The sequence below is a fragment of the Massilia brevitalea genome, assembly GCF_030711405.1.
Lineage (GTDB): Bacteria > Pseudomonadota > Gammaproteobacteria > Burkholderiales > Burkholderiaceae_D > Telluria > Telluria brevitalea.
Window position 1 is genome coordinate 77,262 of sequence record NZ_JAULSI010000012.1, and the last position, 18,921, is coordinate 96,182.

Here is an 18,921-nt window from a genome sequence, read left to right on the forward strand (position 1 = left end):
ACCCTTCAGTGATCGTGCTCGGCTTCGCCCTTGCCGAGATCGGCCTTGAGCACGAAACTGCCGGCGCTGGCATACGGTGTGCCGGCGTCCAGCCCCTTGACGATCTCGGTGCGCTTGCCGTCGGAACGGCCCACGCTCACGTCCTGGGCGCGAAAGCCCGCGCCGGTCTTCACGAAGACCACAGTGCGCTCGTGCACGGTCTGCACCGCGTCGGCAGCCACCGTCACCGCCACATTGCCCGGCTGGCCCATCAGGTCGACGTCGGCCAGCATGCCGGGGCGCAGGCGCCCGTCGCGGTTCGGCAGGATCACGCGGGCTGTGGCCATGCGCGTGGCTTCGCCCAGTACCGGGCCGACAAACGAGACCGTGCCCTCCAGCTCGCGCGGCTGGGCGGCGATGCTCACTTTCGCCGGCATGCCCGCGCTCACCTGGGCCAGGTTCACGCCCGGCACCGCCGCTTCCACCCACACCTGCGACAAGTCGGCCACGGTCAGCAGCAGCCGCGTTTCATCGACCGACTGGCCGGCGACGACCGGGCGCTCGACCACCACGCCGTCGTACGGTGCGCGCAGGGTCACGGTGCTGGAAACGCTTTCAGGCGCACGTTCCTTCCCGGCCCCGATGCCGAGCGCGTCGAGACGGCTGCGGGCGGCGGCGGCAGCGATGCGCGCTTCCTGCAGCGCGGCCTGGGCGGCGTCGAGGTCCTGGCGCGCCGAGATGCCCTGCTCCCACAGCGTCTGCTCGCGTGCCTGCACCGTCTGCGCCAGCGCCAGGCGTGCGCGGGCGGCCGCGGCATCGGCGCGCCAGCCGGCCACCGCCGGGCTGTTCACCGTCAGCAGCGCCTGCCCCATTTTCACATAGGCGCCGTTCGATACCAGCACCGACTGCACGATGCCGGCGGCAGGTGCCGCCAGCGCCACGCTTCGTTCGGCGTTGGCTTTCACTTGCGCCGGCAGGTGCAGGCGTTCCTGGATCAGGGCGGGCTTGGCGTTGTCGATGGCGATGCCGGCGGTCTTGATCTGCGCCTCGCTCATGGCGATGGCGCGCTCGTCCTCGTCGGCATGGGCCGGCGCGGCGCCTGATTCTGCCTCATGGCGGTCGTCGTGGCCGTGCGAATCGGCGTGGCCGGCATGCTCGCCGCCCTGTTGGGCAGTGCCGGGCTGGCGCCACAGCATCAGTGCGGCAAGGAGGGCGGCGGCCGCGCACATCAGCACGATCGTGATGGTCTGTTTCCGGTTCATGGTTGTTCTCGTCCTTCTTGTTCGATGGCGGCGCCGGCGAGGCGTGCGATGTCGGCCCAGGCGCGCCAGGCTTCCTGGGTGGCGGCCCACTGGCGCGCCTGCACCCGGGCCCAGGTGCGCTGGGCGTCCAGCACGTCGAGGAAGGCGAACTTGCCGTGCTCGAAGCCGGTGAGGGTTAATTCATAGGCCGAGCGCGCGCTCGGGATCACCTCGGCGCGCAGCAAATCCGCGTCAAGGCGCGCCTGCTCGTAGCGCGTGTAGGCAGTGCCGAGTTCGGACGCAGTCTCGGTTTCGGCGGCGGCCAGCTCGTCGCGCGCCTTGTCGCTGCGGCGCAGCGCGGCAAGCAGCTTGCCTTCGTTGCGGTTGAACAGCGGCAGCGGCAGCGAGACGCCGACCACGGCCTGGCGCCGGCCGACGTCGTCGATCTTCTGGCTGCCGACGGTCAGCGTCAGGTCGGGCAGGCGCGCAGCGCGTTCGACTCGCGTCTGCGCTTCCTGCGCCGCCAGCTGGCCGCGCGCGCGCCGCACCGGCAGCGACTGCGCGGCCTCGGCCAGCAGCGCCGGCAGCGGCTTCAGGGCGGGCAGCGGCGCGTCCTCGCCGGGCGCCAGCAGCAGCGTGTCGGCCGGCCGTCCGACCAGGGCGCCGAGGCGGGTGCGTGCAAGCGCCAGGTCGGCGGCGGCGGCGTTCAGTTCGGTGCGCGCCTCGGCCGCGGCCAGGCGCGCGCGGGTCTCGTCGATCGGCGAGACCTTGCCCGCCGCTACCTGGCGCGCGGCGACATCGATGCTCTTGCCGGCCAGGGCGGACAATGCCTGGGCCAGCGCCTGGCGTTCCTGGGCCGTACGCACGGCGTACCAGGCGGCGATGGCTTCGGCGCGCACTTCCTGGCGCAGCGCGGCCAGTTCATCCCTGGCCTGCGCCGCCGTGCTGTCGGCAAGGGCCACGCGGGCGCGCCGCTTGCCGCCCAGTTCGATCGGCTGGCTGATCTGGACGGTGGTGGTGCGGGTGCCGGCCTGCTCGCCTTCGCGCAGGTATTCGAGGATCGGGTTCGGGTAGTGGCCGGCTTGAACGGCCTCGGCGGCAGTGGCCGCCGCTTCGTGGCCGGCGGCGCGCAGGCGCGGGCCGTCGAGGGCGAGACGGATCGCGCCGGGCAGGGCTATGGGTTCGGGCTGCAGGGGCGCGGCGGCTGCACAGCCGAACGCCCAGGCCGCCACGATCCCGGCGGCGCAATGCCGCAAGGGGTGGGTTGTCATGCTTGGCTCCTGATGAAAAGGGAAATCAGGCGCGCAGGCGGGCGGGAGCCGGGTGGCTCCTGTCGAGAATCCTGCGCGCTAGTCAGCGCGCGCAGGCCACTTGGGACGTTCGGGACGGGCCGCCGGAGGCGAACTCAGGAAGGGAGACACGCCGGCAACCGGCGTCGATTCGTGGCGCTGGCCTGGCACGGCCGTGTCGCCCGGGGGAAGGTAGATGATGTGTCCGAGCATGCAGGCCGGGCAATGCGGGTCGGCCAGGGGCGACACGCCGTCGTCGGCCACGAAGGCCGGCGCCAAGGTGGAGGCGCCCGGTTGCCCCTCGGCCACGTGGTGGGTGACGCCGTTTGGCGTCGTCACGCAGCACTGGTCCGCCATGGCCAGGGCGACCTGGAGCGGATAGATTACCAGCAGCATGATGAGGACCCAGCGGCGCATCGGAATAGGAATGAGAGTCGTGAAAGCGCGAGGCCGTTCCTGCCATGATACTTGGTATTACCGCCAGTGGCGAATCGCTCAGGCATTCGGCGATCCGGACAGCGCTGTCCGGCGAACCTGGCTCGTTTCGCATACGACAACAGACTGCGCGGGCGGCGATACCTGTTCAACAACACACGTTGCCGCATAACAACGGCAGAGTCCGGCAAGAGCGTTTCCGCACGTAAATTTATCGACTTTTGGGGAGGCCTTCGCTAAAGTCGTTTCGTGTGCGCCATGCACCGCGCCGGTCCGCCACCGACCGCGCCGCCCCTACCCTCCAGCGCCTGCGCTGCCAGGATCCCTGACGACAACGACATCATGCACCCCAACCCATTTCCTGGCAAGGTAATGCCTTGCGCCGTGCGCGCCAGCCTGCTGGCTTTCCTGATGACCGGCGCCGCCCATGCGGCCGAGGCCGGCGCCGCCGTTGCGCCGAGCTGGAAGCTGTCCGGCTTCGGCACGCTCGGCGTGGCCCATTCGAGCGAGCACGAGGCCGACTTCAGTTCCTCGGCGCTGAAGGGCGATGGCGCCGGCCGCAGCCACGACTGGAGCCCGCAGGTCGACAGCAAGCTGGGCGCCCAGCTGGACGTGCAGGTGGCGCCGCGCTGGTCGGCGGTGCTGCAGGTGGTATCCGAGCAGCGCCTCGACTACAGCTACCGGCCGCGTGTGGAATGGGCCAACGTGAAGTACCAGGCCACGCCGGAACTGGCGCTGCGCGTCGGCCGCATCGCGCTGCCGATGTTCGTGGCGGCCGACTACCGCAAGGTCGGCTATGCCTATCCCTGGGTGCGCACGCCGGTCGAGCTGTACGGCGCGGTGCCGCTCTCCAGCAGCGACGGCGCCGACCTTACCTGGCGCTGGAACGGCGAAACCCTGCGCGGCACCACCCAGGCCTACATCGGCCGCACCGACATGGCGCTGTACCAGGGCGCGCGCCTGCGCGGCACCGGCATCGCCGGTTTGTCGCAAACGCTCGAGCACGGCGACCTGAGCCTGCGCGCCTCGGTCCTCACCACGCGCCTGACAGTGTCGCTGTACCCGGAACTGTTCGCAGGCCTGCGCGCCTTCGGCGGCCAGGGCCTTGAGGTCGCCGACGCCATCGCCACCGAACGCAAGCGCGCCAACGCCTTCAGCATCGGCATGAACTACGATCCGGGCCAGTGGTTCGTGCTGGCCGAAGCGGGCCACTACCGGGTCGATTCCTTCCTCGGCGCCACGCATTCGTTCTACGCCAGCAGCGGCTACCGCCATGGCGCGTTCACGCCCTATCTCGGCTACGCGCGCATCGCCGGCAAGAAGCCGCCTGGCCCGCATGCGCTGGCGACCGACGGCCTGCCGCCGCCGCACGCCGCCGCCGCGGCAGAACTGAACCTGGTGCTCGACAAGCTGCTGCGCACCATCGCCTCGCAGTCGACCGTGACTGCCGGCCTGCGCTGGGACGCCGCGCCGAACGTCGCGTTCAAGCTGCAGTACGACCGCGTGACCCCGCGCGCCGGCTCGCGCGGCACCATGATGAACCTGGGTCCGGGCTTCCGCTCCGGCCAGACGGCGCACGTGAGCAGCGCCGCGCTCGATTTCGTATTCTGAGGCGGCCATGACGACTTTTGCAGCCAGGCTGCTCGGCGCCGCCGCCCTCGTGCTCACCTGCAGCGCCGCCCTTGGCGGCGACCTGGTGGTGATCGTTTCCGCGCGCAGCAGCGTGGAGGCGCTGCGCGCCGACCAGGCAGCCGCGATCTTCCTCGGCCAGAGCGCGCGCTTTCCCGGCGGCGCCGTGGCCACCGCGCTCGACCAGCCGATCGGCTCGAACGAACGCGACCAGTTCTACCTGCGCGTGACCGGCAAGACCCCGGCCCTGCTCAAGGCCCACTGGTCGAAGCTGGTGTTCACCGGACGCGGCCAGCCCCCGCGCGAACTGGCCGACAGCGCCGCCGTGCGCCGCGCCGTGGCCGAGGACCCCGGCCTGGTCGGCTACATCGAGCGCGAAGCGCTCGACCCCAGTGTGCGCCAGGTCCTGCTGGTGCGTTGAAAGAATCCATGCCTACCATCCAAGCAAAGGCGGGCCGCCTGGCACGCCGTACCAGTCTCACCAGTTGGCTCGGCAAGGGCCTCGAAACCCATATCGCCCTGCCGGTCTTCGCGCTGCTGCTGGTGGCCGCCATGTGGCTGCTGGCCCTGCGCCTGGTCGATTCCGAGCACGATGCCGCCGCCGTGGCCGCGCGCACCGCTACCCAGGAACGCCTCGATACCTACGAAGCGCAGATGGCGCGCAGCCTGAACGGCATCGACCAGACCCTGAAGGTGCTGAAGTACGCGGTCGAGACCAAGGGCACGCAGGGCGCGATTCCCGCGCTGCGCGAACAGGGCCTGCTGCCGCCCGGCCTGGTGTTCGTGGTGGCCGTGACCGACCGCGGCGGCCGCATCGTGGCCAGCAATCCCGACGAAGGTTCGCTCGACGTCTCGAATGCCGCCTACTTCCTTTATCACCGCGACAACGACGAGGGCGAGCCTTTCGTCAGCGCCACGGTGGCCGATGCCGCCAAGGCCGAGCCGCACCTGCACTTCACGCGCCGCATCAACGACGCCAGCGGGCGCTTTGCCGGGATTGCCATCGTCGAGGTCGATCCAGCCTATTTCACCAGCGCCTATGAACCTGCGCGCGACGGCCGGCACGGCATGCTGGGCCTGGCCGGGCTCGATGGCGTGATGCGCGCGCTGCGCATTGGCGACAACATCAGCTGGGGCCAGCGCATCGAACTGGGCCACAGCGCGCCGGGTGCGATCACCCTCGGCCACGGCCTGCCCGACCGCGTGGCGCGCTACACCGGCATCCAGCGCCTGCACGGCTTCCCGCTGGCGATCGTGGTCGGCCTGGCCGAGGACGAGCAGTTCGCGCCGTATGCGGCGGCGCGCCGCACCTGGCTGCTGGCCGCGGCCGGCGCCAGCGCCCTGCTGCTGCTGGTGGTGGCGACGATTTCGCTGTGGTCCTGGCAGCTGGCCAAGGCGCGCCGCCGCGCGCACCGCGCCCAGGAAACCTATGCCGCCGCTTCCGAAGGCAGCCTGGACGCCTTTTGCGTGTTCCGTACCGTGCGCGACGCGCGCGGCCTGGTGCACGATTTCGAAATCGAAGCGACCAACTCGGCCGCCGAGAAGGTGTTTGGCCTCACCAGCGAGCAGTTGCGTGGGCGCTGCCTGTGCGAACTCCTGCCGCATTACCGCGACAACGGCATCTTCGACGACTTCGTGCTGGTGGCCAGCAGCGGCCAGGCGCGCGAAGGCGAATGGCTGGCCACCGCGCGCGGCGCCAAGGGACGCTGGCTGCAGCGCCAGGTGGTGCCGGTGGAAGACGGCGTGGTGGCGATCGTGCGCGACATCACCGAGCGCAAGCTGGCCGAGGAGCGCATCTTCCACATGGCGCACCACGACGAACTGACCGGTCTGCCGAACCGCAACCTGATGCACGACCGCATCGACCAGGCAATCCGCAACGCGGCGCGCGCCGGCAACGGCGTGGCCCTGGCCTTTGTCGACCTGGACGGCTTCAAGCTGGTCAACGATGGCCTCGGCCACAAGGCCGGCGACGAGCTGCTGAAGGTGGTCAGCAAGCGCATGGGCGCCTGCCTGCGCCGCAACGACACGCTGGCGCGCTTCGGCGGCGACGAATTCGTGATCCTGCTGCCGGACCAGGCCCAGGACCCGCTGGCGCTCACGCCGCTGCTGGAAAAGATCCGCGTGGCCGTGACCGAGCCGGTGCAGGTGGGCGGCCAGGCGGTGCAGGTAAGCTGCAGCATGGGCGTGGTGATGTACCCGCGCGACGGCGCCGACGCCAGCGCCCTCTTGATGAACGCCGACGCCGCGATGTACCGCGCCAAGGACCTGGGCTCGAACAACTTCCAGTTCTATGCGCGCGAGATGAACGCCAGCGTCGAGGAAAAGCTGATGCTGCTCGACGGTTTGCGCCATGCGGTGCAGGAGACGGTCGATGGCGACGGTGCAGGTGGTGGCACAGGCGGCAACCGCTTCCACCTGCTGTACCAGCCGAAGGTCGACCTGAAGAGCGGGCGCATCTTCGGCGTCGAGGCGCTGATCCGCTGGCACCATCCGGAACACGGCGTGGTGTCGCCGCAGCGCTTCATCGGCCTGGCCGAGGAAAGCGGCCTGATCGTGCAGATCGGCGAATGGGTGGTGCGCACCGCCTGCCGCCAGGCCCAGACCTGGCGCGCCTGCGGCCTGCCGCCGATCACCGTGTCGGTGAACGTGTCGGCGCGCCAGTTCGAGGAATCGCGCCTGGTCGAGCGCGTGGCGATGGCGCTGCAGGATTCCGGCCTGCCGCCGGAACTGCTGGAGCTCGAAGTCACCGAGAGCCTGATCATGCGCGATTTGCAAAAGGCGGTCGACAAGATGCGCGAGCTGAAGGCCATGGGCGTGTCGCTGTCGGTGGACGACTTCGGCACCGGGTATTCGAGTCTGTCGGCGCTGAAGAGCTTCCCGATCAGCCGGCTGAAGATCGACAAGAGCTTTGTCAGCGAGCTGGCCGAGAACCCGGACGACCAGGCGATTGCGATGGCGGTGATCTCGCTGGGGCACAAGCTGAACTTGAAGGTAATTGCCGAGGGCGTTGAGACCGAGCAGCAGTGCGCCTTCCTGCGCGAGAACGAGTGCGACGAGATGCAGGGCTACTTGTTCAGCAAGCCGGTGACGGCGGGCGAGATCGAGGATATGGTGGAGCAGTACGTGGCGCAGCCGGGGTCGTGTGCGCGGTTGCGGCTGGTGGATTCTCGCGTACAGGAACCGCTGGCGCTGGCCAGCTGATTCCTCCGGCCGGAATCGAACCGGCACCCGTACGGTGGGCACCCGGTGCCCACGCGGTACGCACGTATCCGTTCTACGTTAGCCGCGCCGCAGATTCCCGTGGCGCGTACAGCATGGTGCCAGATGCACGACGGTTTTCGTCCGAGGCGGACGTTTCGAGCGACGCCTCGCCGCACGCGTCCGTGTGATGAGCACGTAACCGCGTGGGCACGGGGTGCCTAGCGCGGCCCGGCCCACCCTACGTTTCAGGCCGCGTCCAAAAGCTTGCGCACCAGAGTCTCGGCATCCACATCCACATTCATCAACGCCGCGTGCGCCGGCCGCACGAAACCTTCTTCCTGCTGGTGCCGCGCGAACGCGACCAAGCCGTCATAAAAGCCTTCGGTATTCAATAACCCGATCGGCTTGGCATGAATCCCCAGCTGCGCCCAGGTCACCATCTCGAACAGTTCTTCCAGCGTACCGAATCCGCCCGGCATGGCAATGAAGCCCTCCGACAAATCCGCCATCATCGCCTTGCGTTCGTGCATGTCCTTTACCACAAACAAGCGCGTCAGCCCCGCATGCCCCACCTCGCGCTCGACCAGCGCGCGCGGGATCACGCCGGTGACTTCGCCGCCAAGGCGCAGGACTTCGTCGGCGATCACGCCCATCAGGCCGACCTTGCCGCCGCCGTAGACCAGGGCAATGTTGTGGTCGACCAGCGCGCGCGCCAATTGGCGCGCGGCGTCGGCGTAGAGGGGCTTGGCGCCGTTCGAGGCGCCGCAGTAGACGGCTATGGATTTCATGTCGGTTCCGGAAAAGTGGATCAGGCGCCTGCGTCGCGGGCTTCTTCGGGGAGCTTCTTCAGGTACTCCTCCGAGAGTTTTTCGAACAGCAGCCGCGTATCGCCGCGCAAATACGGCCCGAGCATCGACAGCACCTGGTAGCAGCCGCGCGCCAGGGCGTCGGCAATCGCCTGCTGCTCGCTGTACTTGCGCGGGTTGCGCACGTATTCGTAGGACAGCCAGTAGGTCGCGACGACCACCATGTTGGTGGCCATGGCGCTGATCTGCTGATCGCCGGCGTCGAGCGAATTTTCGCTGCGCAGGTCTTCGCACAGCTGGCGCGCGACCTTGATCTTGTGGGCCAGGATGGCCTTGAAGTGCAGTTCCAGCTTGCGGTTGCGCGACAGCAGGTCGTTCAGGTCGCGGTAGAAGAAGCGGTAGCGCCAGATCAGCTCGAACATCAGGTGCAGGTAGAGCCACACGTCTTCCATGTTCGAGCGGCGCCCCGCCGGCACCGTGAGGATGCGCTCGATCTCGGCTTCGAACTGCACGAAGATCGAGTTGACGATGTCGTCTTTGTTGCGGAAGTGGTAGTACAGGTTGCCGGGCGAGATGTTCATCTCCTCGGCAATGACGGTCGTCGTGATGTTCGGCTCGCCGAACTCGTTGAACAGCCTGAGCGAGAGCTCGAGGATGCGTTCACGGGTGCGGCGTGGTGCTTTCTGTAGCATGGAAGGCGGCGGTATTTGTGTCAGCCGCAAGCATAACATCGAACGACCGTGCGGCGTTACTGCCAAATGCGATGATCCGGTCGCTATCGGCGCCGTCCGTGCGCTTAACTGACGGCTTTTTTCGCAGCCGGCTTCTTCGCCGCAGGCTTGGCAGCGGCCGCTTTCGTCCTGGCGGCGGGCGCCTTGCGGTTGGCCGCGCCGATCTCGGCCAGCATGCGCTCGAGTTCGTCGATGCGGTGGTTCAGCGCTTCGATCTCGCTGCGCGCCGGCACGTCGATGGCGGCCAGGGCGCGCGCCACGCGTTCCTCGAACACCTGCTCCAGCTTGCCCCAGGTGCCGGATGCGCGGCGGCTGGAACGCTCGGCCTTGCGCGCCACGGTGTCGGTCGCATCCTCGACCTTGCGCGCACGCTTCTGCAGTTCGGTGCCGTCGCGCACCAGGCGCGTGAACGCGCGGCCGCCTTCCTGCTGGGCCTTGGCAAAGGCGCCCAGGCCGGCCTGCCAGATCTGCTGCGCCGAGCTGCGCACCGCGCGCGCCAGCGCTTCTTCTTCCTGCTCCAGGTCCTCGATTTTCTTGCTCATCGCATCCTCTTCCGTGTGGCCTCCATTGTAGGAGCGCACGCTAGAAGGCGGGTTCTAAACGCGCGGCCGTTTTACGCCCCTTCCCTGCGCCGCAGTTGCAGCGCCAGCGCGTCGCGCAGGGCCGCCATCAGGGTCGCGCCCATCCAGGGCTTGGCATAGTAGCGGTCGGCCGCGCCGCTGGCCAGGGCGGCGGCGATCTCACCCTCGTCCTCGCTCTGGCCCGAGAGCAGGATGCGCACCGTCGGCGGGTACAGCTGCTGCGCCTCGGCCAGCAGTTCGGCGCCGCTCATGCCGGGCATGAAATGGTCGCTGACGATCACCGCCGCCGGCTCGCGCCTGAGCATGGCCAGCGCCTGCGCGCCCGAGGACGCCGTACGCACGCACCAGCCCTGGTCCTCGACCATGTCGGCCAGCACCTCGAGCATGAAGGGGTCGTCGTCGACCAGCAGCAGGGTTTGCGCAAGTGCGGGCCCCAGCGTGCTGGTGCCCGCGGGCAGGAAGGCTTCGACCTCGTCGGCGAAGCTGTCCGCTTCCACGGGCAGCGGGATGTAGCCGTCGAAGCCGGCCTCCAGCAACCCGTCGCGCAGGGCCGCATCGCCGGGCGCCGCCAGCGCCAGCAGCACGCCCTCCGTGCGGCCGGGCAGGCCAAAGGCCGCGGCGTGATGCGCCTGGCACAGCAGCAGGTCGGGCGCCTGCGGGTCGTGGGCGCCGGTATTGACGATGTGGCCGCGCTCGCGCAGCAGGCGCGCCATGCCGGCGAAGCTGGCGGGATCGTCGTCGAGGATGTGGATGCGGGCCGCCACGATGGTTCCGGAAGTCGATGAGACGGACTGTATCACGCCCGCAGCGAACCCTCGGTTTCCAGGGCCGCCAGTTCGGCCATGACGGTGTCGAGGATGCGCGGGTTGCGCCCCAGCGCCACGTGGCCGACGCCGCCGAAAGCGAGGTTGCGCGCCCCCGGCAGCCGGCTCGATGTCTGCGGCGAGATGATGTTGTCGTGGTGCGAGAAGATCGAGGTGAACAGGGCCCGGCGCGCCGCATCTTCGCCGGCGTCGAGCCGGCGCAGCCAGTCGCAGGGAATGCCGCCCTTGCGCCGCATCTGCGCCGCGTTCACGCCCAGGCCGAAGTTGGCCAGGCCGGTGCCGAAGTGCGGCGTGCCGAGCGTGATCACGCGCACGATGCGCCTGCAGCCATGTTCATTGCCCTGCTCTGCACCGTATCTGCGCAGCCAGGCGCGCGCCACCAGTCCACCCATGCTGTGGGCGACGATGGCGATGCGGGCGGCGCCGGTCTGCGCGCGCAGGTGCTCGACGGCGCGTTCGACCTGGTCCACGTAGTGCTCGATGTCGCCGGCCACCGGCGCCAGGTCCACCGCCGCATGGCTGATGCGCGCGCGCGCCAAACGCGGCAGCAGGTGGGCCCAGTAGCCGCTGTTGCAGCCGTAGCCGTGCACCAGCAGCACCGGCAGCGCCGCCGAATCAACGAACACGCTCAGCCCTTCGCGCGCCCAGGGCATGGTCCAGGAGGTGTAGAACATGCTGGCGCAGAATTCCTCGGCCAGCAGGCGCAGGCGCGCCAGCGGGCCGAGGCGGAATGCGGGCGGCGTCGGGCTGGCGAAGAAGGCGGCCAGCACGAAGTTGTTCATGTTGATCGCGAGGCGCACCAGGGCCACGCAGCCGCATCCGAATGCGGCAGCCAGCGCGGGCCCGAACCCGAGCCAGCGCACGGCGGCCAGCGCGATCCCGAGCGCGGCGAGAAGCTGCACCAGCAGCACCAGTTGCAGCAGGCGGCGCGCCGTCATCGCTTCATCGCCTTATGCATCAAGCCGCCTCCGGGCGCGGCGCGGGCTGGCCGGTCAGCTCCTGCGCCAGGCCGCTGGCCAGGCGCGCCGTCACGCCATAGATCGACAGCTGGGGATTGGCGCCGATCGAGGTCGGGAACAGCGAGCCGTCGTGCACCGACAGGTTGGCCAGGCCGCGGTAGCGTCCATCGGGCGCCACCACGCCGCGGCGCTCGTCGCCGGCCATGGTGCAGCCGCCCATCACGTGGGCCGAGGCCACGCGCGTCATGTGCAGGGCCTGCGGCAGGGCCGCGATTTCGCGCCTGGCCTCGCTCCAGCTGGCGTAGGCGCGCGCGGTCTCGTGGGCCGGACGCACGGTGCTGGCGCCGGCGGCGAACTGGATCTCGGCCATGCTGAGGAGAGCACGGCGCGCGCCGTCCCAGAGCAAGTCGTTCAGGGGGTAGTCGAGGACGGCGGCGCCATCCTTCAGTTGCACGCTGCCGCCGGGCGAGTCGTCGTGGAAGCCGTCGCGCAGCAGCGCCAGCATGCCCTGGATGTGCGGGAACTGGCGCATCATGGCGGCGTGGTCCTGGCCGAAACCGTTCATCGTGGTTGACAGCAGCACCGGGTGCAGCGGCGGCGCTTCCAGCTTGTAGCCGAGCGGGCCGTCGATGGGCGCGGTGTGCAGGAAGTGGTCGGAATACACGGTCTGCGGCGCGCCGGCATAGGCATCCACGCGCTGCGGGAAGATGCCGGCCGAGATCAGCGTCGGGTGCAGGAAGGTGCGCTTGCCGAGCAGCCCATGCGGGTCCGGCGCGTTCGAGCGCAGCAGCAGCGCCGGCGAATTGATGGCGCCGCCGGCCACCACGTAGTGCTTGGCGCGCAGGCGCAGCTGGCGGCCGGTCGGCGCCACGCCGTCAGGCTGCAGGGCGGTGCACAGCAGCGACTGCACGCGCTCGCCCTCGATCTCGAAGCGCTCGGCGCGAACGCGCGTGACGAGCTGCGCGCCATGGTCCAGGGCCGAAGGGATGGTCGTGACCAGCATCGACTGCTTGGCGTTGGTCGGGCAGCCCATGCCGCAGTAGCCGAGGTTCCAGCAGCCGTTCACGTTACGCCGGATCAGGCCCGATGAGATACCGAGTCTGGCGGCGCCGCGCCCGAGCAGGGCATTGTTCTCGTTCGGCGCGGCCTGCCAGTCGCCGATGTGCAGGCGCGCTTCCATCATCGCGAACCAGGGCGCCATGGCCTGCTCGCCGAAGCCGTCGAGGCCGAAGCGGCTGCGCCAGTAGTCGAGCGTGGACGGCGGCGTGCGGAAGCTCGAGGTCCAGTTCACGACCGTCGAGCCGCCGACGGTGCGGCCCTGCAGGATCTTGATGCCCTTGTCGAGCGTCTGGCGCGCAGCCGATTCCTGGTACAGCGCGGGATAGGCGTCGGCTTCGCGCATCTTGAAGTCTTTCGACGAGCGCAGCGCGCCCTCTTCCACCACCAGCACCTGCAGGCCGGCCAGCGCCAGGATCTCGGCCGTCACGCCGCCGCCGGCGCCGCTGCCGACGATCACGACGTCGGCTTCCAGCGTGCGGTCGGCTTCCAGCGTGGCGCCGTCGACGATGCGCCAGCCGCGGGCGATGCCCTGGCGGATCGGATCGGGAATGAAATCGTTCCGTGCTTCGCTCATCGGCAACTCCTCACGACAGTTCTTTCAGCGGGCCGGGATAGCCGATCGCGCTCCAGCTGGCCGGCTGGGCATACCAGGCGCCGAGCGAGAGGTCGTGCAGCGCGCCGTAGGCCGTGCGCAGCAGGGCGAAGCGGTGCAGGCGCCAGTCCTGGAGGAAGGCCGCGACCTCGGTGTCGGATGCCTGCGCCCAGCCGCCGGCAATACCGGTCAGCAGGCGTCGCGCCGGCGCCAGCGCGAGCAGGCCGAACAGGTCCTGGACTTCCTTCTGCACGGACAGGGGCAGATTCGAAACCGCGGTATGGACGCCGTCAAGCGTGGCGGCGATGGCGGCCTGGCGCTCGGCGGCGCCGGCCGGCAAGGCGCCAGCCAGGATCGCAGGCACGATGGCGCCGAGCGCGGCGCGTGCTTCGCCGTCGAGCACGAAACGTTGCGGGTTGGGGGCCTGCGTGGCGCGGTAGATGCCGCCGCCGGCGGCCAGGACCAGCGCACCCAGCACGCCCGCCTTCAGGAAGGATCTGCGGCTTGTCTCCATCTGTCATCCTTGTTGTTATGTTCCCAGTGTACGCCAAACGCAGGGCCGCAAATCGCACGCGAACTAGAGGGAATCGTCGAAAAGATGGCATGCATGACAAGCGTGCACAGGACGTTTGCATGGGAAGCCGCCGGTGCAAATATTGTCTGCAACGATGCGCCGTTGGCCGCACGCTGCTCGGCGCAGCCGTTGCTTTCACGCCGGCTCCCGGGTAGCGCCGATCGCCCTGCGCAAGCATGACTTCTCAGCAGCGCCCGGGGCTTGTACCATAAGCCTATTCAACCCAGCTCACGAAAGCACATCCATGACCGTTTCCGCACTCCTGCGCGCCGTCTGCGCAGCCACCCTGGCCGCCGCCTGCGCCCTGCCCGCCCATGCCGACAGCGCCTCGTCGGTCGCATCGAGCGCCGGCTCGGCTTCGTCGGGCAGCATTTCCGACTCGATCGGCGCCTCCAGCGACAGCTCGGGCGGCGACCGCCGCGTTGCCGCCGGCGACTACCGCGTCATCGACATCGCCCAGGCCCCGGCCAAGCCCGGCACCACGCGCATGACCCTGCGCGCCGCCGCCGGCCCGGCGCGCGAGTTCTACCTCGACGTACCGGACCGCGCCCTGGCCGCACGCAGCGTCGCCAAAGGCGAAGTGGTGCGGGTGAACGAACGCGTCTACGGCTACGAGTTCGCGCATGCCGACGACCAGCAGCCCTTCTTCCTGGCGCTGCAGGACGAGTGGTACCGCGAACTTGGCTCGAAGCAGGTCGCGATCTGATGCCACGCCTGGCGCGCCTGGCACGCCGCGCCACTGCGGCAGCGCTGCTGTGCGCGGGCGGCGCGGCCCAGGCCGGCCTGCCGACCTTCTGCGAGCGCCCGCGCGAGATCACGGCGCGCGAGCAGGACCGCGTGCTGCGCTTTGCCGGCGCGGTGAAGGCGGAACTGGAACGCTCGGGCCAGCGCGTGGCGCTGATCGCGCGCGCCGGCGTCGACCTCGAGCGCTTCGGGCTGCTGTACTCGCATGCGGGCGTGGCCTTGAAGGACAATCCCGGCAGCCCCTGGGGCGTGCGCCAGCTGTACTATGCCTGCGAAGAGTCGCGTCCGCGCCTGTTCGACCAGGGTATCTCCGGCTTCGCGCTGGGGGCCGATGCGCCGGGCCATGGGCACGTGTCGCTGCTGTTCCTGCCCGACGAGCGCAGCGCCCTGCTGGAACAGGCGGCGCTCGACAAGCCGCTGGCGCTGTCGCTGCTGGCCGGGCAGTACAGCGCGAATGCGTATGCCTTCGGCACGCGCTACCAGAACTGCAATCAATGGGTGGCCGAACTGCTGGCCAGTGCCTGGGGCCGGCTGGAAGGCGGCGAACACGCGCGCAAACAGTCCCAGGACTGGCTGCGCGCCCAGGGCTATGCCGCCGGGCCGGTGCGCATTCCCTCGCACCTGATGATGTTTGCCGGCCAGTTTGTGCCGCTGGTGCACGTCGACGACCACCCGGTCGAGGACATCCACGCGCTGGCCCTGCAGGTGAGCATACCGGAGGCGATCGAGCGCTTCGTGCGGCAGCAGGTGCCGCAGGCGCGCCACGTCGAACTCTGCCACGATACGCAACGAATCGTCGTGCGCCGCGACGGTCCGCCGATTGGCGCGGAGTGCCGTGCGATGGCGGGCGACGATGTGATCAGCCTTGGAAGCTGACCAGAAGGGCTGCTAGCGCTTGAGGATCTGGCGCGCGATTCCGCGCAGGATATTCACTTCCTCGGTTTCCAGGCCGGTGCGCGAGAACAGCCGCTTCAGGCGCGGCATCAGCTTGCCGGGATTGTCCGCCTTCAGGAAACCGATCGACACCAGCGCTTCTTCCAGGTGCGCATACATGCCCTCGACCTGGTCCAGGCTGGCGGCCTCGCCATGGTAGCCGACCGCCGTGGCCGGCAGCGCGTCCCCGACAGCGCCCATCCGGCATTCGTAAGCCAGCACCTGGGCCGCCTGCGACAGATTCAGCGACGAGTACGCGGGATTCGCCGGGATATTGATCAGGACGTTGCAGCCCTCGACGATCCCGTTCGGCAAGCCGACCCGCTCGTTGCCGAAGATGAGCGCCGGACGCAAGTCCTGCTGCCCGGCGATGTGCCCGGCAAAGCTGCGCGGCGACCACACCGGCGGCGAGAATTCGCGCAGCCGCGCCGACACTGCCGCGGCGAAATTGCAGCCCTCGAGCGCCTCGCCGATGCTGCCGACGATGCGTGCATTCGTCAATACGTCAATTGCGCCGCTGGCAAAGGCCACCGCTTCCGGATCGGCAAGGGGGTCGGCGCAGCGCGGCGCCACCAGCACCAGTTCGGTGAAACCCATGGTCTTCATGGCGCGCGCCACCGAGCCGACATTCCCGGCGCGGCTGGTTTCGACGAGCACGAAGCGCAGGCGAGTGAAAAGAGACGTGTCGGATTCGTTCGGGTTCATTTAAAATAGCGCCATCGCGCGGCGACGAACAATGGATTTTTCGGCATCAAGGGCCGGGATTTTAACGGGTTCGGCGCCGCTTTGCTCTTTAATTCACTCTATTCCGACGGTTCACGGCGCCAGACTGCGCGGTGGGCGTCAGCATTTTTTTACGGAAAAAGCTTTCATGCACCCAATGCTCAACACGGCCATCAAGGCCGCTCGCCGCGCTGCCACTGTCATTAACCGCGCGTCTTTCGACCTGGACCGCGTTACCGTCTCGGAAAAACAACACAACGATTTCGTCACCGACGTCGACCAGGCTTCCGAGCAAGCCATCGTCGAAACCCTGCTGAAAGCCTACCCTGACCACGCCATCCTGGCCGAAGAGTCGGGCGCTTCGCGCAATTTGAACGACGAAAGCGAATACGTCTGGATCATCGATCCGCTCGACGGCACCACCAACTTCCTGCACGGCTACCCTAACTATTGCATCTCGATCGCGCTGCAGCAGCGCGGCGTGATCACGCAAGCCGTGGTCTACGACCCGGTGCGCAACGATTTGTTCACCGCCACCAAGGGCGCGGGCGCCTACCTGAACGACAAGCGCATCCGCGTCAAGAACAACGACCGCATCGTCAAGTCGCTGCTGGCTGCCGGCCATGGCCCTGATCCACGCGCGCTGGCCGAATACCTGCGCATGTACGAAGTCGTCGCCTCGCGCTGCCACGGCGTGCGCAGCGCCGGTTCGGCCGCACTGGAACTGGCCAACGTGGCCGCCGGCCGCGTCGACGGTTACTTCGAAAAGGGCCTGAAGATCTGGGACATCGCGGCGGGTTCGCTTCTGGTGACCGAAGCGGGTGGCATCGTCGGCGAGTTCAACGGCGAATCGCAGTACCTGAACAAAGGCGACATCATCGCCGCCGGCCCGAAAGTGTTCGCGCAGATGGTGCCTTTGATGGTCCCGTTCGCATAATCGCAGAATCGCGTAAAATAGCTGGATTCCAGGCCGCCGCGCAAGGTCGCACCCGGCCTGATCCAGCACAGCATTTCCACACTGCAACAAATTCACTATAATCGGTTCGGGAGCGGACAGCGTATACGACGCTGCGCCAGCATTGCCCTGAACTGCCCTTCCGATCCTGGCGCCGCTTGCGCCGGCGGCGGAATCAACTTCACCAGAGAATCTATGTCATTTGCTACCCTCGGCTTGTCCGACGCTATTGTTCGCGCAGTTACTGAGCAAGGCTATACCACGCCGACCCCGATCCAGGCCCAGGCCATCCCTGCCGTACTCGGCGGCGGCGATTTGCTGGCCGGCGCCCAGACCGGCACCGGCAAGACCGCCGGCTTCACCCTGCCGCTGCTGCAGCGCCTGTCGACCGACGCTGTCGGCGCAGCCATCAAGAGCAAGAGCGCCCCGCGTGCGATCCGCGCCCTGATCCTGGCCCCGACCCGCGAACTGGCGGCCCAGGTCGAGGAAAGCGTGCGCCTGTACGGCAAGTACACCAACCTGAACTCGGCCGTGATCTTCGGCGGCGTCGGCATCAACCCGCAGATCAAGCTGCTCAAGCAAGGCGTCGACGTGCTCGTCGCTACGCCGGGCCGCCTGCTGGACCACGTCGGCCAGCGCACCGTCGATCTGTCGAAGGTCGAGATCCTGATTCTGGACGAAGCCGACCGCATGCTCGACATGGGCTTCATCCACGACATCAAGAAAGTGCTGGCCGTGCTGCCGGCCAAGCGCCAGAACCTGCTGTTCTCGGCCACTTTCTCGGACGAGATCAAGGCCCTGGCCGACAAGCTGCTGAACAACCCGGCCTCGATTGAAGTCGCGCGCCGCAACTCGACCGTGGAAGTGATCGCCCAGAAGATCCACCCGGTCGACCGCGACAAGAAGCACCCGATGCTGGCGCACCTGATCAAGGAAAACGACTGGCACCAGGTGCTGGTGTTCACCCGCACCAAGCACGGCGCGAACAAGCTGGTCGAGCAGCTGGGCAAGGATGGCATCGGCGCCATGGCGATCCATGGCAACAAGAGCCAGACCGCGCGCACCAAGGCCCTGTCCGAATTCAAGGACGGCAGCCTGCAAGTGCTGGTGGCGACCGACATCGCCGCACGCGGCATCGACATCGACCAGCTGCCGCACGTCGTGAACTACGACCTGCCGAACGTGCCGGAAGACTATGTTCACCGTATCGGCCGTACCGGCCGCGCCGGCGCCACCGGCGAAGCCGTGTCGCTGGTCTGCGTCGACGAGCACCAGATGCTGAAAGACATCGAAAAGCTGATCAAGCAGACCCTGCCGCGTCACGTGATCCCGGGCTTCGAGCCGGACATGAACGCCAAGGCTCAGCCGATCCAGCTGCGCAGCGGCGCGCCGGGCCATGCGAACCGTGGCGGCCGTCCAGGCGGCGGCCGTAGCGGCGGCCAGGGCCAGGGACGTAGCGCCGGTGCGGGCGCCGGCAACGGCGGCCGTGCTGCAGGCGGCGGCAATGGCGGCGCACGTCCGGCAGCTGCCGGCAACGGCGGCGGCAACCGCGGCGCACGCAGCGGTGCAGCGCCACGCCAGGGCGGCCGCGACCGTTAAGCTGATCTCGCTTTCGCTGAAAAGGACAGGACCGGGATGCCGGCCTGTCCTTTTTTGTTGGCGT

At 68.5% G+C, this 18,921-nt stretch carries 18 protein-coding genes; 7 read left to right on the forward strand and 11 right to left on the reverse strand.

All coding sequences use genetic code 11. From position 1 onward, the window contains the following. Positions 1–5 precede the first annotated feature (5 nt). The 3 genes from QWL29_RS09690 to QWL29_RS09700 form a co-directional block, all read right to left on the reverse strand. Positions 6–1,241: an efflux RND transporter periplasmic adaptor subunit gene (locus QWL29_RS09690; RefSeq protein ID WP_305822678.1), complete on the reverse strand. Its 1,236-nt coding sequence runs from the start codon at positions 1,239–1,241 to the stop codon at positions 6–8. Next, a complete protein-coding gene (locus tag QWL29_RS09695; RefSeq protein WP_305822679.1) occupies positions 1,238–2,491 on the reverse strand; it encodes a TolC family protein in 1,254 nt (417 codons plus the stop codon). The genes QWL29_RS09690 and QWL29_RS09695 overlap by 4 nt, the downstream gene beginning before the upstream one ends. Before the next feature lie 78 nt (positions 2,492–2,569). Beyond that, positions 2,570–2,905 (reverse strand): hypothetical protein, encoded by a 336-nt coding sequence (locus tag QWL29_RS09700; protein ID WP_305822680.1) that lies wholly within the window; start codon positions 2,903–2,905, stop codon positions 2,570–2,572. Positions 2,906–3,286: 381 nt separating this feature from the next. Here QWL29_RS09700 and QWL29_RS09705 point away from each other — a divergent pair, with 381 nt between their 5' ends. From QWL29_RS09705 to QWL29_RS09715, 3 genes are read left to right on the forward strand one after another with little or no spacing between them, the layout of a single operon-like run. Further along, positions 3,287–4,555, forward strand: a complete 1,269-nt coding sequence (locus tag QWL29_RS09705; RefSeq protein ID WP_305822681.1) for a hypothetical protein — start codon at positions 3,287–3,289, stop codon at positions 4,553–4,555. 7 nt (positions 4,556–4,562) lie between these two features. Further along, on the forward strand, positions 4,563–4,994 hold the full coding sequence (locus QWL29_RS09710; RefSeq protein WP_305822682.1) for a type 2 periplasmic-binding domain-containing protein: 432 nt from the start codon (positions 4,563–4,565) through the stop codon (positions 4,992–4,994). A gap of 8 nt (positions 4,995–5,002) precedes the next feature. Continuing rightward, a complete protein-coding gene (locus QWL29_RS09715; RefSeq protein WP_305822683.1) occupies positions 5,003–7,777 on the forward strand; it encodes a bifunctional diguanylate cyclase/phosphodiesterase in 2,775 nt (924 codons plus the stop codon). Positions 7,778–8,022: 245 nt separating this feature from the next. Here QWL29_RS09715 and QWL29_RS09720 read toward each other — a convergent pair whose 3' ends face one another. From QWL29_RS09720 to QWL29_RS09750, 7 genes are all read right to left on the reverse strand, one after another. Then, positions 8,023–8,565, reverse strand: a complete 543-nt coding sequence (locus QWL29_RS09720) for an LOG family protein (protein WP_305822684.1) — start codon at positions 8,563–8,565, stop codon at positions 8,023–8,025. Positions 8,566–8,585: 20 nt separating this feature from the next. Beyond that, on the reverse strand, positions 8,586–9,275 hold the full coding sequence (locus QWL29_RS09725; protein WP_305822685.1) for a TetR/AcrR family transcriptional regulator: 690 nt from the start codon (positions 9,273–9,275) through the stop codon (positions 8,586–8,588). Between the two features lie 104 nt (positions 9,276–9,379). Then, positions 9,380–9,856, reverse strand: coding sequence for a phasin family protein (locus QWL29_RS09730; RefSeq protein WP_305822686.1), 477 nt, complete (start codon positions 9,854–9,856; stop codon positions 9,380–9,382). A gap of 71 nt (positions 9,857–9,927) precedes the next feature. After that, positions 9,928–10,659 (reverse strand): response regulator, encoded by a 732-nt coding sequence (locus tag QWL29_RS09735; RefSeq protein WP_305822687.1) that lies wholly within the window; start codon positions 10,657–10,659, stop codon positions 9,928–9,930. A gap of 32 nt (positions 10,660–10,691) precedes the next feature. Beyond that, the gene (locus QWL29_RS09740) at positions 10,692–11,657 is read right to left on the reverse strand and encodes an esterase/lipase family protein (RefSeq protein WP_305822688.1); all 966 of its coding nucleotides are present in this window, start codon (positions 11,655–11,657) and stop codon (positions 10,692–10,694) included. A gap of 19 nt (positions 11,658–11,676) precedes the next feature. Continuing rightward, positions 11,677–13,311: a GMC family oxidoreductase gene (locus QWL29_RS09745; RefSeq protein ID WP_305822689.1), complete on the reverse strand. Its 1,635-nt coding sequence runs from the start codon at positions 13,309–13,311 to the stop codon at positions 11,677–11,679. 10 nt (positions 13,312–13,321) lie between these two features. Continuing rightward, complete coding sequence (locus QWL29_RS09750; RefSeq protein WP_305822690.1) at positions 13,322–13,843, reverse strand: twin-arginine translocation signal domain-containing protein; 522 nt, start codon at positions 13,841–13,843, stop codon at positions 13,322–13,324. A 304-nt stretch (positions 13,844–14,147) separates the two neighbouring features. On the opposite strand from QWL29_RS09750, the gene QWL29_RS09755 reads away from it, so the two are divergent. Further along, positions 14,148–14,609 carry a hypothetical protein gene (locus QWL29_RS09755; RefSeq protein WP_305822691.1) on the forward strand — a complete coding sequence of 154 codons (462 nt, stop codon included), beginning with the start codon at positions 14,148–14,150 and terminating at the stop codon, positions 14,607–14,609. Beyond that, complete coding sequence (locus tag QWL29_RS09760) at positions 14,609–15,523, forward strand: DUF2145 domain-containing protein (protein ID WP_305822692.1); 915 nt, start codon at positions 14,609–14,611, stop codon at positions 15,521–15,523. The genes QWL29_RS09755 and QWL29_RS09760 overlap by 1 nt, the downstream gene beginning before the upstream one ends. Positions 15,524–15,535: 12 nt before the next feature. Here the strand turns inward: QWL29_RS09760 and QWL29_RS09765 are convergent, their stop codons facing one another. After that, the gene (locus QWL29_RS09765; protein ID WP_305822693.1) at positions 15,536–16,285 is read right to left on the reverse strand and encodes an RNA methyltransferase; all 750 of its coding nucleotides are present in this window, start codon (positions 16,283–16,285) and stop codon (positions 15,536–15,538) included. 175 nt (positions 16,286–16,460) lie between these two features. Here QWL29_RS09765 and QWL29_RS09770 point away from each other — a divergent pair, with 175 nt between their 5' ends. Together QWL29_RS09770 and QWL29_RS09775 are read left to right on the forward strand one after the other, a co-directional pair. Next, positions 16,461–17,240: an inositol monophosphatase family protein gene (locus tag QWL29_RS09770; protein WP_305822744.1), complete on the forward strand. Its 780-nt coding sequence runs from the start codon at positions 16,461–16,463 to the stop codon at positions 17,238–17,240. Positions 17,241–17,453: 213 nt separating this feature from the next. Further along, positions 17,454–18,857 (forward strand): DEAD/DEAH box helicase, encoded by a 1,404-nt coding sequence (locus tag QWL29_RS09775; protein WP_305822694.1) that lies wholly within the window; start codon positions 17,454–17,456, stop codon positions 18,855–18,857. The last annotated feature ends 64 nt before the right edge of the window (positions 18,858–18,921 follow it).

Coding starts and splice junctions, on each gene's coding strand:
- QWL29_RS09730 (WP_305822686.1), bottom strand. CDS start 9,856: ATGAGCAAGAAAATCGAGGACCTGGAGCAGGAAGAAGAAGCGCTGGCG.
- QWL29_RS09690 (WP_305822678.1), bottom strand. CDS start 1,241: ATGAACCGGAAACAGACCATCACGATCGTGCTGATGTGCGCGGCCGCC.
- QWL29_RS09740 (WP_305822688.1), bottom strand. CDS start 11,657: ATGACGGCGCGCCGCCTGCTGCAACTGGTGCTGCTGGTGCAGCTTCTC.
- QWL29_RS09770 (WP_305822744.1), top strand. CDS start 16,461: ATGCTCAACACGGCCATCAAGGCCGCTCGCCGCGCTGCCACTGTCATT.
- QWL29_RS09725 (WP_305822685.1), bottom strand. CDS start 9,275: ATGCTACAGAAAGCACCACGCCGCACCCGTGAACGCATCCTCGAGCTC.
- QWL29_RS09700 (WP_305822680.1), bottom strand. CDS start 2,905: ATGCTGCTGGTAATCTATCCGCTCCAGGTCGCCCTGGCCATGGCGGAC.
- QWL29_RS09720 (WP_305822684.1), bottom strand. CDS start 8,565: ATGAAATCCATAGCCGTCTACTGCGGCGCCTCGAACGGCGCCAAGCCC.
- QWL29_RS09775 (WP_305822694.1), top strand. CDS start 17,454: ATGTCATTTGCTACCCTCGGCTTGTCCGACGCTATTGTTCGCGCAGTT.
- QWL29_RS09695 (WP_305822679.1), bottom strand. CDS start 2,491: ATGACAACCCACCCCTTGCGGCATTGCGCCGCCGGGATCGTGGCGGCC.
- QWL29_RS09710 (WP_305822682.1), top strand. CDS start 4,563: ATGACGACTTTTGCAGCCAGGCTGCTCGGCGCCGCCGCCCTCGTGCTC.
- QWL29_RS09760 (WP_305822692.1), top strand. CDS start 14,609: ATGCCACGCCTGGCGCGCCTGGCACGCCGCGCCACTGCGGCAGCGCTG.
- QWL29_RS09705 (WP_305822681.1), top strand. CDS start 3,287: ATGCACCCCAACCCATTTCCTGGCAAGGTAATGCCTTGCGCCGTGCGC.
- QWL29_RS09765 (WP_305822693.1), bottom strand. CDS start 16,285: ATGAACCCGAACGAATCCGACACGTCTCTTTTCACTCGCCTGCGCTTC.
- QWL29_RS09745 (WP_305822689.1), bottom strand. CDS start 13,311: ATGAGCGAAGCACGGAACGATTTCATTCCCGATCCGATCCGCCAGGGC.
- QWL29_RS09755 (WP_305822691.1), top strand. CDS start 14,148: ATGACCGTTTCCGCACTCCTGCGCGCCGTCTGCGCAGCCACCCTGGCC.
- QWL29_RS09750 (WP_305822690.1), bottom strand. CDS start 13,843: ATGGAGACAAGCCGCAGATCCTTCCTGAAGGCGGGCGTGCTGGGTGCG.
- QWL29_RS09715 (WP_305822683.1), top strand. CDS start 5,003: ATGCCTACCATCCAAGCAAAGGCGGGCCGCCTGGCACGCCGTACCAGT.